General features: G+C 66.5%; 16 protein-coding genes. 10 read left to right on the top strand and 6 right to left on the bottom strand.

Annotated elements, in window-relative coordinates:
* Position 1 precedes the first annotated feature (1 nt).
* A complete protein-coding gene (locus FHS96_RS01570; protein ID WP_429587517.1) occupies positions 2-232 on the top strand; it encodes a hypothetical protein in 231 nt (76 codons plus the stop codon).
* Here FHS96_RS01570 and FHS96_RS01565 read toward each other — a convergent pair.
* Positions 219-1,661, bottom strand: a complete 1,443-nt coding sequence (locus FHS96_RS01565) for a Na+/H+ antiporter NhaC family protein (RefSeq protein ID WP_429587516.1) — start codon at positions 1,659-1,661, stop codon at positions 219-221. The genes FHS96_RS01570 and FHS96_RS01565 overlap by 14 nt on opposite strands.
* Complete coding sequence (locus tag FHS96_RS01560; protein WP_429587515.1) at positions 1,658-2,809, bottom strand: trans-sulfuration enzyme family protein; 1,152 nt, start codon at positions 2,807-2,809, stop codon at positions 1,658-1,660. Before FHS96_RS01560 ends, FHS96_RS01565 begins: the two co-directional genes overlap by 4 nt.
* Positions 2,810-2,895: 86 nt before the next feature.
* Here FHS96_RS01560 and FHS96_RS01555 point away from each other — a divergent pair, with 86 nt between their 5' ends.
* Entirely contained in the window at positions 2,896-3,207 is a 312-nt protein-coding gene (locus tag FHS96_RS01555) for a hypothetical protein (protein WP_429587514.1), read from the top strand.
* 413 nt (positions 3,208-3,620) lie between these two features.
* Entirely contained in the window at positions 3,621-3,794 is a 174-nt protein-coding gene (locus tag FHS96_RS01550; protein WP_429587513.1) for a DUF465 domain-containing protein, read from the top strand.
* 813 nt (positions 3,795-4,607) lie between these two features.
* On the opposite strand, the gene FHS96_RS01545 is transcribed toward FHS96_RS01550, so the two are convergent.
* The gene (locus FHS96_RS01545; RefSeq protein ID WP_429587512.1) at positions 4,608-5,252 is read right to left on the bottom strand and encodes a TetR/AcrR family transcriptional regulator; all 645 of its coding nucleotides are present in this window, start codon (positions 5,250-5,252) and stop codon (positions 4,608-4,610) included.
* Positions 5,253-5,373: 121 nt separating this feature from the next.
* On the opposite strand from FHS96_RS01545, the gene FHS96_RS01540 reads away from it, so the two are divergent.
* Positions 5,374-5,793 (top strand): nuclear transport factor 2 family protein, encoded by a 420-nt coding sequence (locus FHS96_RS01540; RefSeq protein ID WP_429587511.1) that lies wholly within the window; start codon positions 5,374-5,376, stop codon positions 5,791-5,793.
* 87 nt (positions 5,794-5,880) lie between these two features.
* On the opposite strand, the gene FHS96_RS01535 is transcribed toward FHS96_RS01540, so the two are convergent.
* Positions 5,881-6,753, bottom strand: coding sequence for an SDR family oxidoreductase (locus tag FHS96_RS01535; RefSeq protein ID WP_429587510.1), 873 nt, complete (start codon positions 6,751-6,753; stop codon positions 5,881-5,883).
* Positions 6,754-6,854: 101 nt separating this feature from the next.
* Between FHS96_RS01535 and FHS96_RS01530 the strand changes: the two genes are divergently transcribed.
* Positions 6,855-7,256, top strand: coding sequence for a winged helix-turn-helix transcriptional regulator (locus tag FHS96_RS01530; protein ID WP_429587509.1), 402 nt, complete (start codon positions 6,855-6,857; stop codon positions 7,254-7,256).
* Positions 7,257-7,281: 25 nt separating this feature from the next.
* Here FHS96_RS01530 and FHS96_RS01525 read toward each other — a convergent pair whose 3' ends face one another.
* Positions 7,282-7,875 carry a hypothetical protein gene (locus FHS96_RS01525; protein WP_429587508.1) on the bottom strand — a complete coding sequence of 198 codons (594 nt, stop codon included), beginning with the start codon at positions 7,873-7,875 and terminating at the stop codon, positions 7,282-7,284.
* A gap of 430 nt (positions 7,876-8,305) precedes the next feature.
* Here FHS96_RS01525 and FHS96_RS01520 point away from each other — a divergent pair, with 430 nt between their 5' ends.
* The 4 genes from FHS96_RS01520 (at position 8,306) to FHS96_RS01505 (ending at position 11,613) form a co-directional block, all read left to right on the top strand.
* A complete protein-coding gene (locus FHS96_RS01520; RefSeq protein WP_429587506.1) occupies positions 8,306-9,817 on the top strand; it encodes a tryptophan halogenase family protein in 1,512 nt (503 codons plus the stop codon).
* A 75-nt stretch (positions 9,818-9,892) separates the two neighbouring features.
* Entirely contained in the window at positions 9,893-10,291 is a 399-nt protein-coding gene (locus tag FHS96_RS01515; protein WP_429587505.1) for a VOC family protein, read from the top strand.
* 174 nt (positions 10,292-10,465) lie between these two features.
* Positions 10,466-11,149 (top strand): hypothetical protein, encoded by a 684-nt coding sequence (locus FHS96_RS01510; RefSeq protein ID WP_429587503.1) that lies wholly within the window; start codon positions 10,466-10,468, stop codon positions 11,147-11,149.
* 68 nt (positions 11,150-11,217) lie between these two features.
* Entirely contained in the window at positions 11,218-11,613 is a 396-nt protein-coding gene (locus FHS96_RS01505; protein WP_429587501.1) for a hypothetical protein, read from the top strand.
* A gap of 330 nt (positions 11,614-11,943) precedes the next feature.
* Here FHS96_RS01505 and FHS96_RS01500 read toward each other — a convergent pair whose 3' ends face one another.
* Positions 11,944-12,870, bottom strand: a complete 927-nt coding sequence (locus FHS96_RS01500; protein ID WP_429587500.1) for an acyl-CoA desaturase — start codon at positions 12,868-12,870, stop codon at positions 11,944-11,946.
* Between the two features lie 92 nt (positions 12,871-12,962).
* Here FHS96_RS01500 and FHS96_RS01495 point away from each other — a divergent pair, with 92 nt between their 5' ends.
* Positions 12,963-13,301: a metalloregulator ArsR/SmtB family transcription factor gene (locus FHS96_RS01495; RefSeq protein WP_429587499.1), complete on the top strand. Its 339-nt coding sequence runs from the start codon at positions 12,963-12,965 to the stop codon at positions 13,299-13,301.
* Positions 13,302-13,733 lie beyond the last annotated feature (432 nt).

Genomic DNA, 13,733 nt, shown 5'->3' with positions numbered 1-13,733 from the left:
GATGAACGCCACCCAGCTCCACAACCATATCGTCACCACATTGCTGCGCCGCGTGGGCGGCAACCAGCGCCGCTGGCGGCAGGTGCTGGGGCCGCTGCAGATCCACGACCGTGCGACGCACCCGCATTGCAACTGGTCGCTCCACCCCACCGGCAGCGCAGGCGAGATCTCGGCGGTCGAGACCTTGCTCGACACCGTTCGCCTCGAGCACCCGCTGGTCAGCGAGCGCTGACCAGCTTCACCGGACCGCGCGGCCGCGGCGCGAAGCACAGCGCCACCACCAGCGAGGCGAGCGGGCTCGCCCAGCAAAAGATCGCCCACGGCGCATAATCCAGCGTCGGCACGCCCAGCGTCGTCGCCATGAACACCGCGGAGACCGTCCACGGCATCAGTGGCTCGGTGACGGTCACCGAATCCTCGATCGTGCGGGAGAGGTTTTCGGGCGCGAGCAGCCGTTCGGCAAAAGGCTTGCGGAACAGCCCGCCGACGACCAGCGCGGTAACGCCGCCATGGCTGGTCATCCCCACCATCACCGCCCCTGCCGCCATCGCCGCGATGATCAACGAACCGGCGGAGCGCGCCATGCCGAGCAGTGCTTCCAGCAGCCGGTCGAGCGCGCCCGACACCCGCATCGCCCCCGCCAGCAGGAAGGCGGCGATGATGAACAGCAAGGTGCCCGCCATCGCCATCAGCCCGCCGCGGTTGAGCAAGGTGTCGATCGCGGGCGCGAAATCGCGGCCGGGGAAGGCCGCGGCGGCATCGAAGCCGTTGACCACGCACGCCACCGCCTGCGCCGCGCCGAAGCCCTGGTGGGTCACGCCGATGACGAGGGCGAGCAGTGACGAGGCCATGATCACCAGCGCGGGCGGCTTGCGCAACACGATGCCGGCCAGCGCCACCAGCAGCGGCAGCGCCTCGATGGGGCCGAGCCGGAAGGCGGCGAGCAATTCGGTGCGGATCAACGCCGCCTGGCCCGCCGCGAGCGCCGGCGCGGGCCCAGCCGCCAGCCCCAGCGCCGCGAACAGCGCAAGCGCGGCCAGCGCCGGCGGCACGCTCGTCCACATCATGTGGCGGATATGCGCATAGAGTTCGGCGCCCGCGCCGATCGCGGAAATGTTGGTCATGTCCGACAGCGGAGAGAGCTTGTCGCCGAGATAGGCGCCGCACACCACCGCGCCCGCCACAGGGGGCAACGGCAATTGCATCGCCGCCGCGGCGCCCATCAGCGCGACGCCGATCGTCCCCGCCGAACCCCATGAGGTGCCCGAGATCAGCGACATCAACGCGGTGGCGACGAAGGCTGTCAGCGCCATGTAATGCGGGTCGATCAGGTCGATGCCGAGCACGACCAGCAGCGGGATGGTGCCGGCGAACATCCAGCAGCCGATCAACGCGCCGATGCTGAGCAGGATGAGGATCGCCGGAAAGGCCTCCGCAACCTGGCGGCCGGTTTCCGCCTGCACAGCCTCCCACCCGGCACCGGCGCGGCGCGCGACCAACCCGGCGACGGCGGCCGCGAACAGGATCGCGAGCAACAGCATGTCCGGGCTCATCCCGCCGGTTGCCATCGCCAGCCCGATCGCGGCAGCGAGCGCGACGATCGGCAGCAGCGCGAGCGCGAGCGGCAGACGCTTCGCGGCCGCTTCCTCCTCGACGATCATGCCAGCGCCCGATCGAGATCGGCGATCAGCGCCTCGCGCCCTTCCAGCCCGACCGACAGCCGCAGCAGCCCGGCGGGCATGCGCGCGGGGGCGTCGCCCGGATCGCGCTTGTGCCCGGTGATGACGAGGCTCTCCGCCCCGCCCCAGCTCACCGCCCTGCCGAACAGCTGCAGCCGGTTGGCGACCGCGACCGCGCGCGCGAAGCCACCCTCGGCGAGCACGAAGGAAAACAGCCCAGAATGCCCGCGCCAATTCCCCGGCAGCGGGGGATCCTCGCCCAGTTCAGGGTGATGCACCGCGGCAACCGCCGGGTGATCCCGCAGGACGCGCGCGATCGCCAGCGCATCCTCATGATGCTGGCGGAGGCGCACCGGCAAGGTCATCAGCCCGCGCAGGAACAGCCACGCCTCGAACGGCGGCATCACCGCGCCCATCAGCATGTAGGCGCTGTAGAAGATGCGCTCGATCAGTTCGGCCGGACCGACCAGCGCGCCGCCCACCGCATCGCTGTGCCCGCCGATATATTTGGAACAGCTATGGACGACGAGATCGACGCCGAGTTCGATCGGCTTCTGCAGCAGCGGCGTCGCCACCGTATTGTCGATCGCGGTCACTATGCCGCGGGCGCGCGCCAGCGCGGCGATGCCGGCCACGTCGACGCGGCGGAACAAGGTCGATCCCGGGCTTTCGAGGAAGATCAGCCGCGTCTCCGCGCGCAGCAGCGGCTCGATGCCTTCCGGGTCCGCCGCGAAGCTCTGGCTGTGGCTGACGCCGAAATCCTCCAGCCGCCGCGCCAGCTCCAATGTCGGGCCATAGACGTCGTTGACGAACAGCACATGGTCGCCCGCCTTGAGCAGCCCGAACAGCAGCGCGCCGATCGCGCCCATGCCCGAAGCGAAGCATTTGCACGCCTCACCCCGCTCCAGCGCGGCGAGCACATCCTCCAGCACCTTCACTGTCGGGTTGGTACCGCGCGAATAGGTGCTCGCGCGATGTTCCTGAGCGAGATCGCGATGGAGATCCTCGATGCGGGCCTTGCGGAACAGGGAGGCCTGCGCGATCGGCGGCAACACCGTGCCGCCCTGCACCGCGACATCCTCCCCCGCGCGCAGGCAGATCTGCAGGTCGTGCGGATCGAGGGTGATCATGGGGGCCTTGCCTTGTCGGGAATGTCAGTGCGGCACGCCATGCCCGCGGCGGGCGGCGGCGTCAAAGCGGGCGCGTGAGATGGACGATGGGCGCCATCGTCATGGCGGCCGATGCCGAAGACGTGACGACGCAAACGGCGGTTTTGTCCCCTTATGCGCCGTCGTCCATGGCGCCGCATAAGGGCCGATTTGAGGACTTTCAGCCCATCCGCTTTCGGCGCTCGATCGAGAGAAACGACAATGAAGCGTCCCTAACCGGCCGACGAGATGATGCAAGTAAGCAGCACGGGAACGCCGACGAACAGGATCTTCAGCAACAGATCGACGTCGATGATGCGTTCGAGGTCGAAGCCCGAACGCGACGCGGGATCGGACGAGCCCAGGGTGTCTGGATCTGACATGGTGCGTAATCCGCTTATTCGAGAATGGCGGCGCGACGTGGGCGCACGCCGGAGCAAGATCGAACAAGTCCCGAACCCGGCCGGCCGGCAGGCAACCGGGCCCGGGCTACAGCCGCGCGGCGAGTTGGCCGGCGTGATCGCGGAAACGCTGATATGTCGCAGAAGCGTACATGGGCGGAGGATGCCGACGCCATCGGCCCGCGTCAACCCCGATTGGTAACAGATGCAACCACTGCTTGACCGCCGCCGGCGTGCCCCTATGTTGGCTGTGCGGGCCGGGCCCCTCTGGCGATCGTCTTCGGGCGATCGTGATGTCGGACCGCATCGGGTTATCTCGATGTAGGCCTGGCCGCTCTGCCTCCTGCCATCGCCGATGATCCGATCTTTCAATCCCCGATTGGAGAGAGGCTATGAGCATGATCACCTTCCGACTGACCCAGTTGCACCAGCGGCTCGACGAGCAGATCCGCCATGAGGCGGCACGCCGCGTGCCGGATTCGCTGCTGCTGCTGCGGTTGAAGCGCCTGCGGCTGCGGGTGAAGGATCGGTTGCACGCGCTGATGCTGCGCCGCCGCCCCGCCTGATCCGCGGCGGCCGGATCGCCGCGTGGCATGCGCCGCCGCGCCTGGTGGCGAGCGATCGTCGATCCGGCCCCCGCCCCGCCTTTGCGAGACGGGGATCATCATCGCCGAACCGCCATCCCTGCCCTTCTGCGACGCGCCGGCCCGGGCGTCGCCAATTTCGACCATGGAACAGATCGATGCCGGCTCCGCCCCTTCCGTTTTAGGCGTAGCCGCTCAAAGCAAAGCCTAAACATGCACCGCATCATTATCAGATACTTCATCGATAAATGGAGTGGCGCATGCTGACATCCTTCTCTTTACGCCACTGCCTATACGGTGGGAAATCAGCGGGGACCTTCAAATCTGACAGCCGCCAATGCGGACTGTGGCCAATATGCCGCCAGGGTCGTCGCCGGCGGTTATCAGGTCGGCTGCATCCATCCGGAATTTTTTGGAAGGACGCGGCGGGCCCCTTCAATCCCTCCAATTTTCCGGATTCCTGCTCCAGCCCCTATGACATGTTTCCGCTTGGCCCCTTGCCGCCAGGCACCGAGGGATTGGCATTCCACCAGCCGTATAGCGGCGCATGGCACTATGCCAGGGTCGAAGATGGCGCGGCCGGAACAGTCTCGATCACGCAGGTTGACGCTGCGCAACACATCGAGCGCTTGAACGGCGCGCAATATATGACATTCAATCAAAACATTGAAATGACGGCGAAAAGGGGCGCGTTACGCCGATTACCGATCTGGGATCGGTTCAGGCTTTTGTTGATTACTGCAGGGGGATGTATGACCCTCTCGGTCCCGCGCGTGAAGCCGCGAAAGCCGTGCCTCACCGCCCGGGCCAAAGTTCCAGGAAGGTGTCTGCGATGCCGCGCAACTGGGCCTCGTCCACTCCGGTCGCAGCGGCCACCAGCAACCCGTCGGTCGTGGCTTTCAGGGTCAGCGCCAGATCGCGCGGCGCGATCGATGCGGGAAAATCGCCGTCGCGCGCCGCCTGCTCGTAACGCGCGATCAACGCGTCGCGCCAATACTGGCCGCGCTGCATCACGAATTCGCGGATGGCCTCGTCGCCCGGTGCATGGCTGAGCGAATGAACGATGCCCATGCTTCCTTTGGGATCGGCAGTGTTGGTCTGCAACGCGATCGTGCCGTCCAGCAGATGCCGTGCCACCCCGCGAGCGGTCGGTTGCTCCAGCGCATCGAGCATATAGGCGGTCTTCTCGCGTTCGTAGAGGTCCATGACCTTGCGGAACAGATCCTCCTTGTCACCGAACGACGCGTAGAGCGTGGCGCGGCTGATGCCCATCGCCTCAAGCAGCGTGCCGATGCTGGCACCGGCATAGCCGTGTCGCCAGAATATGCGCATGGCGGCCACCAGCGCGGCGTCGCGATCGAACTGGCGCGGACGGCCACGGTGTCCGCCGGGGGGCGCCGCCTCATCATGCTTTGCCGCTGGATCACGAGCGTCCGTCATGAGTGGCGCGCACGGGGTTGATTTATGGAACGATCGGTATATCTAGGCATTTATGGAACGACCGGTATAGTTATTGACCACATCATATCGAAGCTGCGTCCCCGCGAGGAGAAAGGCAATCATGTCCTATACCCCCGAAGAACAGTCCAATCTGAACACCGTTTCACAAGCGCTCGACGACGCCTCCGGCGATTTCCCGAAATTCTTCGAGGCAATTTTCGCCGCCGACGTCGAATGGACCATCGCAGGTCACGGGCCGGTTGCCCGGACCTATCACGGCATGAAGGACCTGTTCGACAACGCCGAAGACGCCTTGTTCGCGCGGTTCGCCGAGCCGCTGGCGATCACCACCCGCGGAGTATGGGCCGATGGCGACAAGGTGTTCGCCCAGATCGACAGCCGCAGCCGCGCCCTGGACGGCAAGCCGTACAGGAACGGCTATATGTACATCATGACCATGAAGGACGGCAAAGTCGTCTCGGGCATCGAGTGGCTCGATCTTCACGCCTATTACGAAATCCTGGATCGGGTTGCCGTCTAACCGCAAAGGTGCCGCCGCGCGCGATGACGAAAAAAGCGCCCGGCCGGGGGCGCCGCGCCAGAAAAGCGCGGCGCGGCCCTTCCCTCCTTACCGCTTAAGCGTGGCGGCGATGGTTTCGGCGACGGGCGTCGTCGGCCTGCCGATCAGGCGGCCGAGAGCGCCCGATCCGTCGAACAGCGCGCCTTTCGCGGCGCCGGCATCTGAATCGGCGAGCAATGCCGCGAAAGGCTCGGGCAGACCGGCGCCGACCAGTGCGGCGCGATATTCGCCCTCGGGCATGTCGACATAGGGAATGTCGCGGCCCGACTGGCGCGACAGTTCGTCGGCGAACCCGGCCAGCGTGAACGCGTCGTCGCCGGCCAGTTCGTGGATCACCGCCGCGCCTTCATCCTCGACCAGCGCAATCGCCGCGGCCTCGGCATAGTCGATGCGCGCCGCGCCGGAGATACGCCCCTCCCCCGCACTGCCGATGAAAGCGCCATGCTGGAGCGCGGGCGCGATCGAGGCGGCATAATTCTCGCTGTACCAGCCATTGCGCAGCAGCGAATAAGCGAGACCGCTCTCGGCGATCAGCGCCTCGGTCTCGCGGTGCTCGCCGGCAAGCCTCAGCGCGGAGCGATCGGCGTGCAGCACGCTGGTATAGGCGATGCGCGTCAGCCTGGACTGCGCCGCCGCTTCGATCGCGTTGCGATGCTGTGCCACGCGGGCGCCGACCGCGTTGGAGGAGATCAGCAGCAGCCGCTCGGCACCGGCAAAGGCGGCATCGAGCGTCTCGGGCTTCTCATAATCGCCATGGCGCACGGTGACGCCGGCGGGGAACAGCGCCGCGGCGGCAGCGGGATCGCGCACGACGGCGACGACATCCGCGGCGCCGACACGCGTGGCGAGCGCGGCGACGACGAGGCGACCGAGTTGGCCACTGGCGGCGGTGACGACGAAACGGGCGGCGGCAGTAGACATGATAAACTCCGGTCTCGATTTTCAACTTGGTCTCAGATAGAGACCACCCACCGAGCCCGAAAGACGGCACTTCGCCGTCACCTGGTTACTGCGGAGATACCATGAGCGATGCGGCAGAGGCGCTCGGCGCCAAATTCCAGGCCTGGCAGGCGGCCGCGTTCGACGAGACGCGCTGCCCGGTGCGCAACCTGCTCGACCGCATCGGCGATCGCTGGTCGACATTGCTGCTGGCGACCCTGGCGGGCGGCCCGCAACGCTTCAGCGCCCTCGCCCGCGCGGTGCCCGACATCTCCAAGCGCATGCTGACACAGACCTTGCGCACGTTGGAGACCGATGGCTTCGTCCACCGCGACGTGCAGCCGACGGTGCCGCCCAGCGTCACCTATTCGCTGACCCCGCTGGGCCGAAGCTTCGCCACTCCGCTGCTGGGGCTGGTCGAATGGGCGGAGGCCAATTTCGCCGACGTCTGCGCGGCGCGGGAGCGTATGGCGGAGGCGGCGTGAGGGGAAGAGAAAGCGCGCCCTGCCCCTACCGCACCGCCTCATTCCCGATGAACCCCGTTTCGAACCGCGCCGCGGAGGCCATCGCCAGCAGGCAGGGCAGCGGATCATCGTCCGCCATGTGCATGTTGCGCGCCAGCCAATCCGGATCGAACGTGTGGGGGCCATAGGTTGATTGGAACGCGCCGGTCGCGCGTGGTCCGCAAGCCACCTCGATCGCGCGCGCGAACCCAGCCGGATCGGTCGCGTCGGGCACATAATCGGGCACGTGGTCGAGCAGGTTGCGCGCGGCGAGCCAGTTGCGCGCTGACCGGCGGGCATCGGCCTTCCGCCGCGCATCGCGCACCGCATCGAAGCCGGGCTGCAGCGCGGCCGGCAATTCCACGTCATGCTGCGCCGCTACCGCATCGAGGCAGGCGAATTGCTCCGGCGTCAGCACCGCCGCGCGGACGGTCACCAATATGTCCGACCGGACGACCTTATCGTGCCTGATCTCGACCGGCCCGACGCCACGCCGCGCCGCGCGTTCGGCCGCCTCGCCCACGGCGACAGGTTCGACCTGCGGGAAGGGAGATGGCGCGGATGCGGCGACACCGGCGAGCAGCAGCACGGGCAGAATCATACGCCGACTTTCTCACGCTGGGTGCCCGATAACCGCCGTCCACCCGCCGATCCCTATGCGAGATGGTAACGCGATCATTACAATAGCCCGTCTCTGTGCCCTCGTCGCAACAGCCGCATGAACATCGCCATCAATTGCGCGCCCACCCGCCCGCCACCCCGAAAATTCGCTTGCCCACGGCGTTCCAAACGGGCTCTCTGTGCCTGTGCCGAAATGAGTGCGCTACCCAGACGCGCCGGTGGCCGCAGGAGGAGGATGCACATGCGTGCGACGGTGGACGGATTATTCCCGCCGATTGGCGGGGCCGGCGATGAAGCGCCCCTGATCAGCGCTGGCCGGCGCGCACGGCCTCGCCACCGCGCGGTCTGAAGCGGCCCTCCCACTTTCGAACAAGCCGGGCGGCGCCGGGCCGCCATCGCAAGGAGCGCGCATGCAGCAGGATCCCACGTCCGATCGGGTGGTGAAGCGGGTCGTCGTCGCCGGCGGGGGCACCGCCGGCTGGGTGACGGCGACCGCGCTGGTGCGGCATCTGGGGCCGCTACTGGACGTCACATTGGTGGAATCGGATGCGATCTCCACCGTCGGCGTCGGCGAATCCACCGTGCCGACCTTCAAAGGCTTCCATGATCTGATGCGGATCAAGGAAGACGTGTTCATGTCCGCCGCGCAGGCGACCTTCAAACTGGGCATCGAGTTCGAGAATTGGGGCCAGGTCGGCGATCGCTATATCCACCCCTTCGGCATTATCGGCCGGCGTGCATCGTGGATGGCGCCTTTCCATCATTTCTGGCTGCACGCGCGGGCACGCGGCTTCGGTGGCGATCTCGGCGAATATTGCATCGAGCATGTGGCCGGGGAGGCCAATCGCATCGCGCTCGATGCCGCGCCCAACCTCGGCTACGCCTATCATGTCGATGCCACGCGCTACGCCCGATTCCTGCGCGGGCTGGCCGAACCCGCCGGCGTCAGGCGTGTGGAAGGCAAGATCCGCAGAGTCGACCTCCACCCCGAAAGCGGCTTCGTCGATGCGATCGTGCTGGAGAGCGGCGAGCGGCTGGAGGCCGACCTGTTCATCGATTGCACCGGTTTCCGCTCGCTGATCCTGGGCGAGGCGCTGGGCATGCCGTTCGAGGATTGGGGGCGCTGGATCACAACCAACAGCGCAGTCGCGGTGCAATCGCGTGCCGCGCGCCCACCGCGGCCCTATACCTCGGCGATTGCGCATGAAGCGGGCTGGCGCTGGCGCATTCCGCTGCAGCATCGCGAGGGCAATGGCTTCGTGTTCTGCAACGAATTCATGTCCGACGACGAGGCGCGGGCTAAGCTGCTCGCAGCGATCGAGGGCGAGTCGATGGTCGAACCCTGGCTGCTGCGCTTCAAGACGGGCATGCGCGTCAACAGCTGGCACCGCAACTGCATCGCGCTGGGGCTGGCGGGCGGCTTTATCGAGCCGCTGGAATCGACCAGCATCCACCTGATGATGGCGGGCGTGACCCGGCTGATCGAGGATTTCCCGTTCAACGGCTGCAGCGCCGGGCTGGTGCGGCGCTTCAACGAGAAGTCGCGGCTGGAATTCGAATGCATTCGCGACTTCATCATCCTCCACTACCACGTCACCCAGCGCGACGATTCCCCCTTCTGGCGCCGCGCACGCACGATGGAGATTCCCGATTCGCTGCAGCAGCGGCTGGCTCTGTGGCGCGAGGATGCCCGCGCCTATCAGCTCGATCACGAGCTGTTCCGCATCGAGAGCTGGTCTTCCGTGCTGCTCGGCCAGCGCTTCGCGCCGCAGGGCTATCACCGCCTCGCCGAGATGATGCCCGAGGATGCGCTCCGCGACTTCCTAGATCGCACCCGCGGCGAGATCGCCGGCATCGTCGCCAAGATGCCTTCGCACCCGGAATTCCTGGCGCGCTATTGCCCTGCCCCGCCGCCGGAATGACGCGCAGACAGGGATTTGCACAGTTGCGCGCCGCCGGTTCAGTCCGCATGCTTCGCGCCTCTAGGGAGGTACATCATGTTCAGCCATGTCATGGTCGGATCCAACGATCTCGACCGGTCGAAGCGTTTCTACGATGCCGTGCTTGGCACGCTGGGTTTCACCGGCGAGCCTTTCCGCCACGTCGCCGCGAGCGGGCATGCCCGGCTGTTCTATGCGCATGACGGCGGGATGTTCTGCGTCTCCGAGCCGATCAACGGCGAGGCTGCCTGCTGCGCCAATGGCGGCACGATCGGCTTCAAATGCGGCTCGCCCGAACAGGTGCAGGCGTTCCACGACGCCGCGCTGGCGCATGGCGGCAGCACGATCGAGAACCCGCCGGGCCTGCGCGAGGGCGGCGCACTCGGCCCGCTGCACCTGGGCTATGTGCGCGATCCCGACGGCAACAAGCTGTGCGCGCTGCATAGGCCGGGTTGAGGTCGCAGCGGCGGCGGGCGGAACAAAAATCGCTTTGAAAAGATGGTGTTGCGAGCGCACCGGGAGTGCCCGTTCGCGATGACCGGACCACGCACCAGCCGCCGGGCCCTGGTTGCCGCCCCCATCATGCTCGCACCACTGCTGGTGCTGGGCCACGCGACCCAGGGAGTGTCCATGCCCACCGAAGATCCGATCATCGCCTTCGCGCGGGACTTTTCAGGCAATGACGCGGCGATCGTCGCCACCGCCGAACGCTACCTCGGCTCCCCGCCCACCGATCTGGAAACGATCGGCTTCTACGGCGCCGAGGCCTGGCCGCCGCGCCACCGTGCCTTCCTCGCCACCGTCAACCTGCTTGACGGCAAGGAGAAGCTGAGCGCGGTGGAAGACAAATATAGCTACGAACTGTTCGCGCTGTTGGCGGAGGCCGGGGTGATCGATCCCGCCGGCCTGCCGCCCGCAGCGAAGGCAGTGTTCGGCCCGATGATCGACGGATCGCCCCCTGACGGCGAGGGCGGCTTATCCGCGTATCAGGCGCGCGCGTGGGAAAGCTATGCGCAGGCGACCCACGAGCTGGAGGCGCACATCGCCGCGCGCGGCAAGGCGCTGCTCTCGATCGACGCGACCGATGGCGACACGATGCTGTTCGCGCTGGTCGCCCCCGCCATCGCCGACCGCTGGCGCAACCGCGCGCTCAGCGAGCATGACGGTTATCGCGCCGGCGTGCGCGCACCGATGTGGGACCGGCTCTGGGCGCACCTCGCCTATGCGATGCGCGGCACGCTGGTGGCGGAGGACCGCGAAGGCTATCCGCCGGGTACGCCGCGCCGGGTGGCGGAGATTCCGTTCGCGGGGTGAGTTGGGCGGGACGAGTAGCTCAATGCGCGCGCTTGCGGACATTCGCGGCGGGTGAAATGCTGCCCTCGATGACAAATGCCGATCGTAGCTGGAGCTGTTCCAATCCCGGCCCGGACGAACTCAGCCTGTGGCTTGAACCATGGGCAGACGAGTTTGTTATCCCGGTTCGGTCGACCGTCACCCTGGTTCCAGCCGGCGATTCGCAAAAATATGTGCTGGATGAGGTCGAATGTACGCCGCATCGCCTGGTCGTCTGGGCGAGTACGACGATGGTGCGCGTGCTCATCGACGATGTGCTTCAGGATTCCGCATCGGCCGAAATCCCGATCCCCGATGGCTTGAACAAGGCAACGCTGAACCTCCTCTTCGGAAATCAGCCCGCCGCGCGCCTCGGTGGCGAAGGCCTTGCTGCGACCGATCGGAGAGCCTGGTGGCGAAAATTGGGGCGCCGCCTGGGACTATAGGCGCGTGTTCTTGCTGGTTATCATTATCCGATTATGACGAAACTACTGGAAACTTGGTCAACACGCCCAGCAGCATGGGTCGACCACTGCAAGATCCAGACAAATGAGCCATCGCCTCAGGTTGGTCGATATGTCGCACACTGCTGTGAGGAGCAGTATCCCGACGATTCGATCGTCAATCCCTGCGCCGCCAATGAGCGCGCAACCTCAGCACCCACCGGCCCACGGCGTGCGTCGCTGCAAAAGTTTTGTATTATGTCCCCGAAACTGGCGCGACGCATCGGTACGGCAAGGAGTGTGTGGAAGCGGCACCGGCCATCCTCCCTAGCGCTACAGCCCAGGCCGGTTTGCCGCCCGCCCGCGAGCCGGCACCAGCACCGCCGCCCGCTCCGGCAGATCCTCCGCCACCACCACGTCCCACGCCAGCCCGGCGCGTTCGAGTATGCGGATGAAGGCATAGCCCCAGTCGCTCTGCCCCGGATACAGCCCGATCCGCGCCGATCCCGGCCAGGCATGATGATTGTTGTGCCACGCCTCACCCATTGTCGGGATCGCCGCCCAGGGCACGTCATGCGCCTGCACGCCCGCGCCCGCGACCAGCCAGCTTTGCGGACCGCGGCGGTGCGCGAGATGGCCGATGAACCAGTGCCCCGTCACCGATACGCACACGCGCGCGCACACGCCCCACAGCACATAGGGCCAGCCGCCGGCGACGAACAGCAGCAGCGTCAGCGGCAGTTGCTGCGCCATCCAGCTCGACTCGAGGAAGCGATAGAAGCGGTCCTGCCCCGCCCGGCCCAGATCGAAGTGCGGCGGATGCTCCAGTTCCAGCCGGCAATGGAGCTGCCACCAGGCATCGACCGGCATCGACCGGCGGTGCGCGAGATAGGGATGGCACAGCGGCTGGCGCTGCGCCCAATCGCGCAAATCATGCGTGCGGATCATCCACAGCGGCCCGCCCATGCCGACCAATGTGCCGATCCAGACGAGCAAGCGCTCCAGCCACAGCGGGCACTGGAAGCTGCGATGGATCAGCCGGCGATGGAATCCGACGCTATGGCCGAGCAGCAGCGAACCGCCGGTCAGCACTACGAACGGCAGTACCGCGCCCGGCGTCGCCATCCAAGGCGCGGCAAGCGTGCCGGCCAACATCGCGCCGTTCCACAGCGAATGTGCCGGATCCCAGCGCACGCGGCCATCGACCGCATTGCAGCCAGGGGGCTCGACCACCGTGTTGACACCGCAGGGCTCGGTCATCGCAGCCTCCATCACAAGGACGTTATTTAACTTATTGCTTAAATCCCGTCTTGCACTTGTCAAGCGCTTAGCTGATTCCTTAAATGCGCCACATGCAGAAGGTGTTCGAAGCGCTCTCCTCCACGCCGCGCCGGAAGATCCTGGCCTATCTGGCGCATGCCGAGTTGAGCGCCGGTGAGATCGCCGCGCGGTTCGAGATCTCGAAGCCCGCGGTCTCACAGCATCTGACGGTGCTGGAAAATGCCGGCCTCGTGACCAGCGAGAAGCGCGGCCAGTTCGTGTTCTACCGGCTGGTGGCGGACAATCTGGCCAACACGCTCAACACCTATCTGCAGGAAGTCTGCCCGGTTTCCCGCCCGCTCAAAGCCGAAAGCGCGCGGCTGGCCAAGGAAAGTGCGGCCTCCGCCGAAAAGGCATCGCAGCGCGACTGAGGCACGCCGTCCTGCCTGCACACGGCTGCGCGCGTTCCCATGTGTTGCGTACATCCGGCGGCCCCCACTCGATCATCACGCGGGCGCGGCTGGTCACCATGTTGGAGATCGTCGATTTGCACCCCGACGTCGAGAACATCTCCCACATTCCGCCGGGCTGGTCCGCACCCCGCACCGCAGGGGTGAACCCTGGTCCAGGCGGCGGGACGATTGCGGCTCCGAAGACTGACGGCAAACGGCGTGCATTGCGCTTGCCGCTCTTGCTCAGGATGGCCCATCAGCCTCGGCGCATGGAAGTTTCCTGCTCGCCAGCCATGCCGGGAATTGACGATGCCACCCTGCGCGGTTGGGCAGAAGCGGCTCAGTCGCCGCAATCCGCTCTTGCGCTCCAGCAGATCAGGAACCATCCCCTGACCCAGATCGCGCGTGCGG

Origin of the sequence: Sphingomonas zeicaulis (genome assembly GCF_050433225.1) — a bacterium.
GTDB classification, from domain to species: Bacteria; Pseudomonadota; Alphaproteobacteria; order Sphingomonadales; family Sphingomonadaceae; genus Sphingomonas_D; species Sphingomonas_D zeicaulis.
Note: the sequence above shows the minus strand (reverse complement) of the source record. Positions and strands in the feature narration are given on the sequence as shown.

What these genes read in the sequence shown, in the direction of transcription:
- FHS96_RS01510 (WP_429587503.1), top strand. Translation starts at nt 10,466, where the DNA reads ATGCCCACCGAAGATCCGATCATCGCCTTCGCGCGGGACTTTTCAGGC.
- FHS96_RS01495 (WP_429587499.1), top strand. Translation starts at nt 12,963, where the DNA reads ATGCAGAAGGTGTTCGAAGCGCTCTCCTCCACGCCGCGCCGGAAGATC.
- FHS96_RS01570 (WP_429587517.1), top strand. Translation starts at nt 2, where the DNA reads ATGAACGCCACCCAGCTCCACAACCATATCGTCACCACATTGCTGCGC.
- FHS96_RS01560 (WP_429587515.1), bottom strand. Translation starts at nt 2,809, where the DNA reads ATGATCACCCTCGATCCGCACGACCTGCAGATCTGCCTGCGCGCGGGG.
- FHS96_RS01505 (WP_429587501.1), top strand. Translation starts at nt 11,218, where the DNA reads ATGACAAATGCCGATCGTAGCTGGAGCTGTTCCAATCCCGGCCCGGAC.
- FHS96_RS01565 (WP_429587516.1), bottom strand. Translation starts at nt 1,661, where the DNA reads ATGATCGTCGAGGAGGAAGCGGCCGCGAAGCGTCTGCCGCTCGCGCTC.
- FHS96_RS01550 (WP_429587513.1), top strand. Translation starts at nt 3,621, where the DNA reads ATGAGCATGATCACCTTCCGACTGACCCAGTTGCACCAGCGGCTCGAC.
- FHS96_RS01555 (WP_429587514.1), top strand. Translation starts at nt 2,896, where the DNA reads ATGGGCGCCATCGTCATGGCGGCCGATGCCGAAGACGTGACGACGCAA.
- FHS96_RS01515 (WP_429587505.1), top strand. Translation starts at nt 9,893, where the DNA reads ATGTTCAGCCATGTCATGGTCGGATCCAACGATCTCGACCGGTCGAAG.
- FHS96_RS01525 (WP_429587508.1), bottom strand. Translation starts at nt 7,875, where the DNA reads ATGATTCTGCCCGTGCTGCTGCTCGCCGGTGTCGCCGCATCCGCGCCA.
- FHS96_RS01540 (WP_429587511.1), top strand. Translation starts at nt 5,374, where the DNA reads ATGTCCTATACCCCCGAAGAACAGTCCAATCTGAACACCGTTTCACAA.
- FHS96_RS01535 (WP_429587510.1), bottom strand. Translation starts at nt 6,753, where the DNA reads ATGTCTACTGCCGCCGCCCGTTTCGTCGTCACCGCCGCCAGTGGCCAA.
- FHS96_RS01520 (WP_429587506.1), top strand. Translation starts at nt 8,306, where the DNA reads ATGCAGCAGGATCCCACGTCCGATCGGGTGGTGAAGCGGGTCGTCGTC.
- FHS96_RS01530 (WP_429587509.1), top strand. Translation starts at nt 6,855, where the DNA reads ATGAGCGATGCGGCAGAGGCGCTCGGCGCCAAATTCCAGGCCTGGCAG.
- FHS96_RS01545 (WP_429587512.1), bottom strand. Translation starts at nt 5,252, where the DNA reads ATGACGGACGCTCGTGATCCAGCGGCAAAGCATGATGAGGCGGCGCCC.
- FHS96_RS01500 (WP_429587500.1), bottom strand. Translation starts at nt 12,870, where the DNA reads ATGACCGAGCCCTGCGGTGTCAACACGGTGGTCGAGCCCCCTGGCTGC.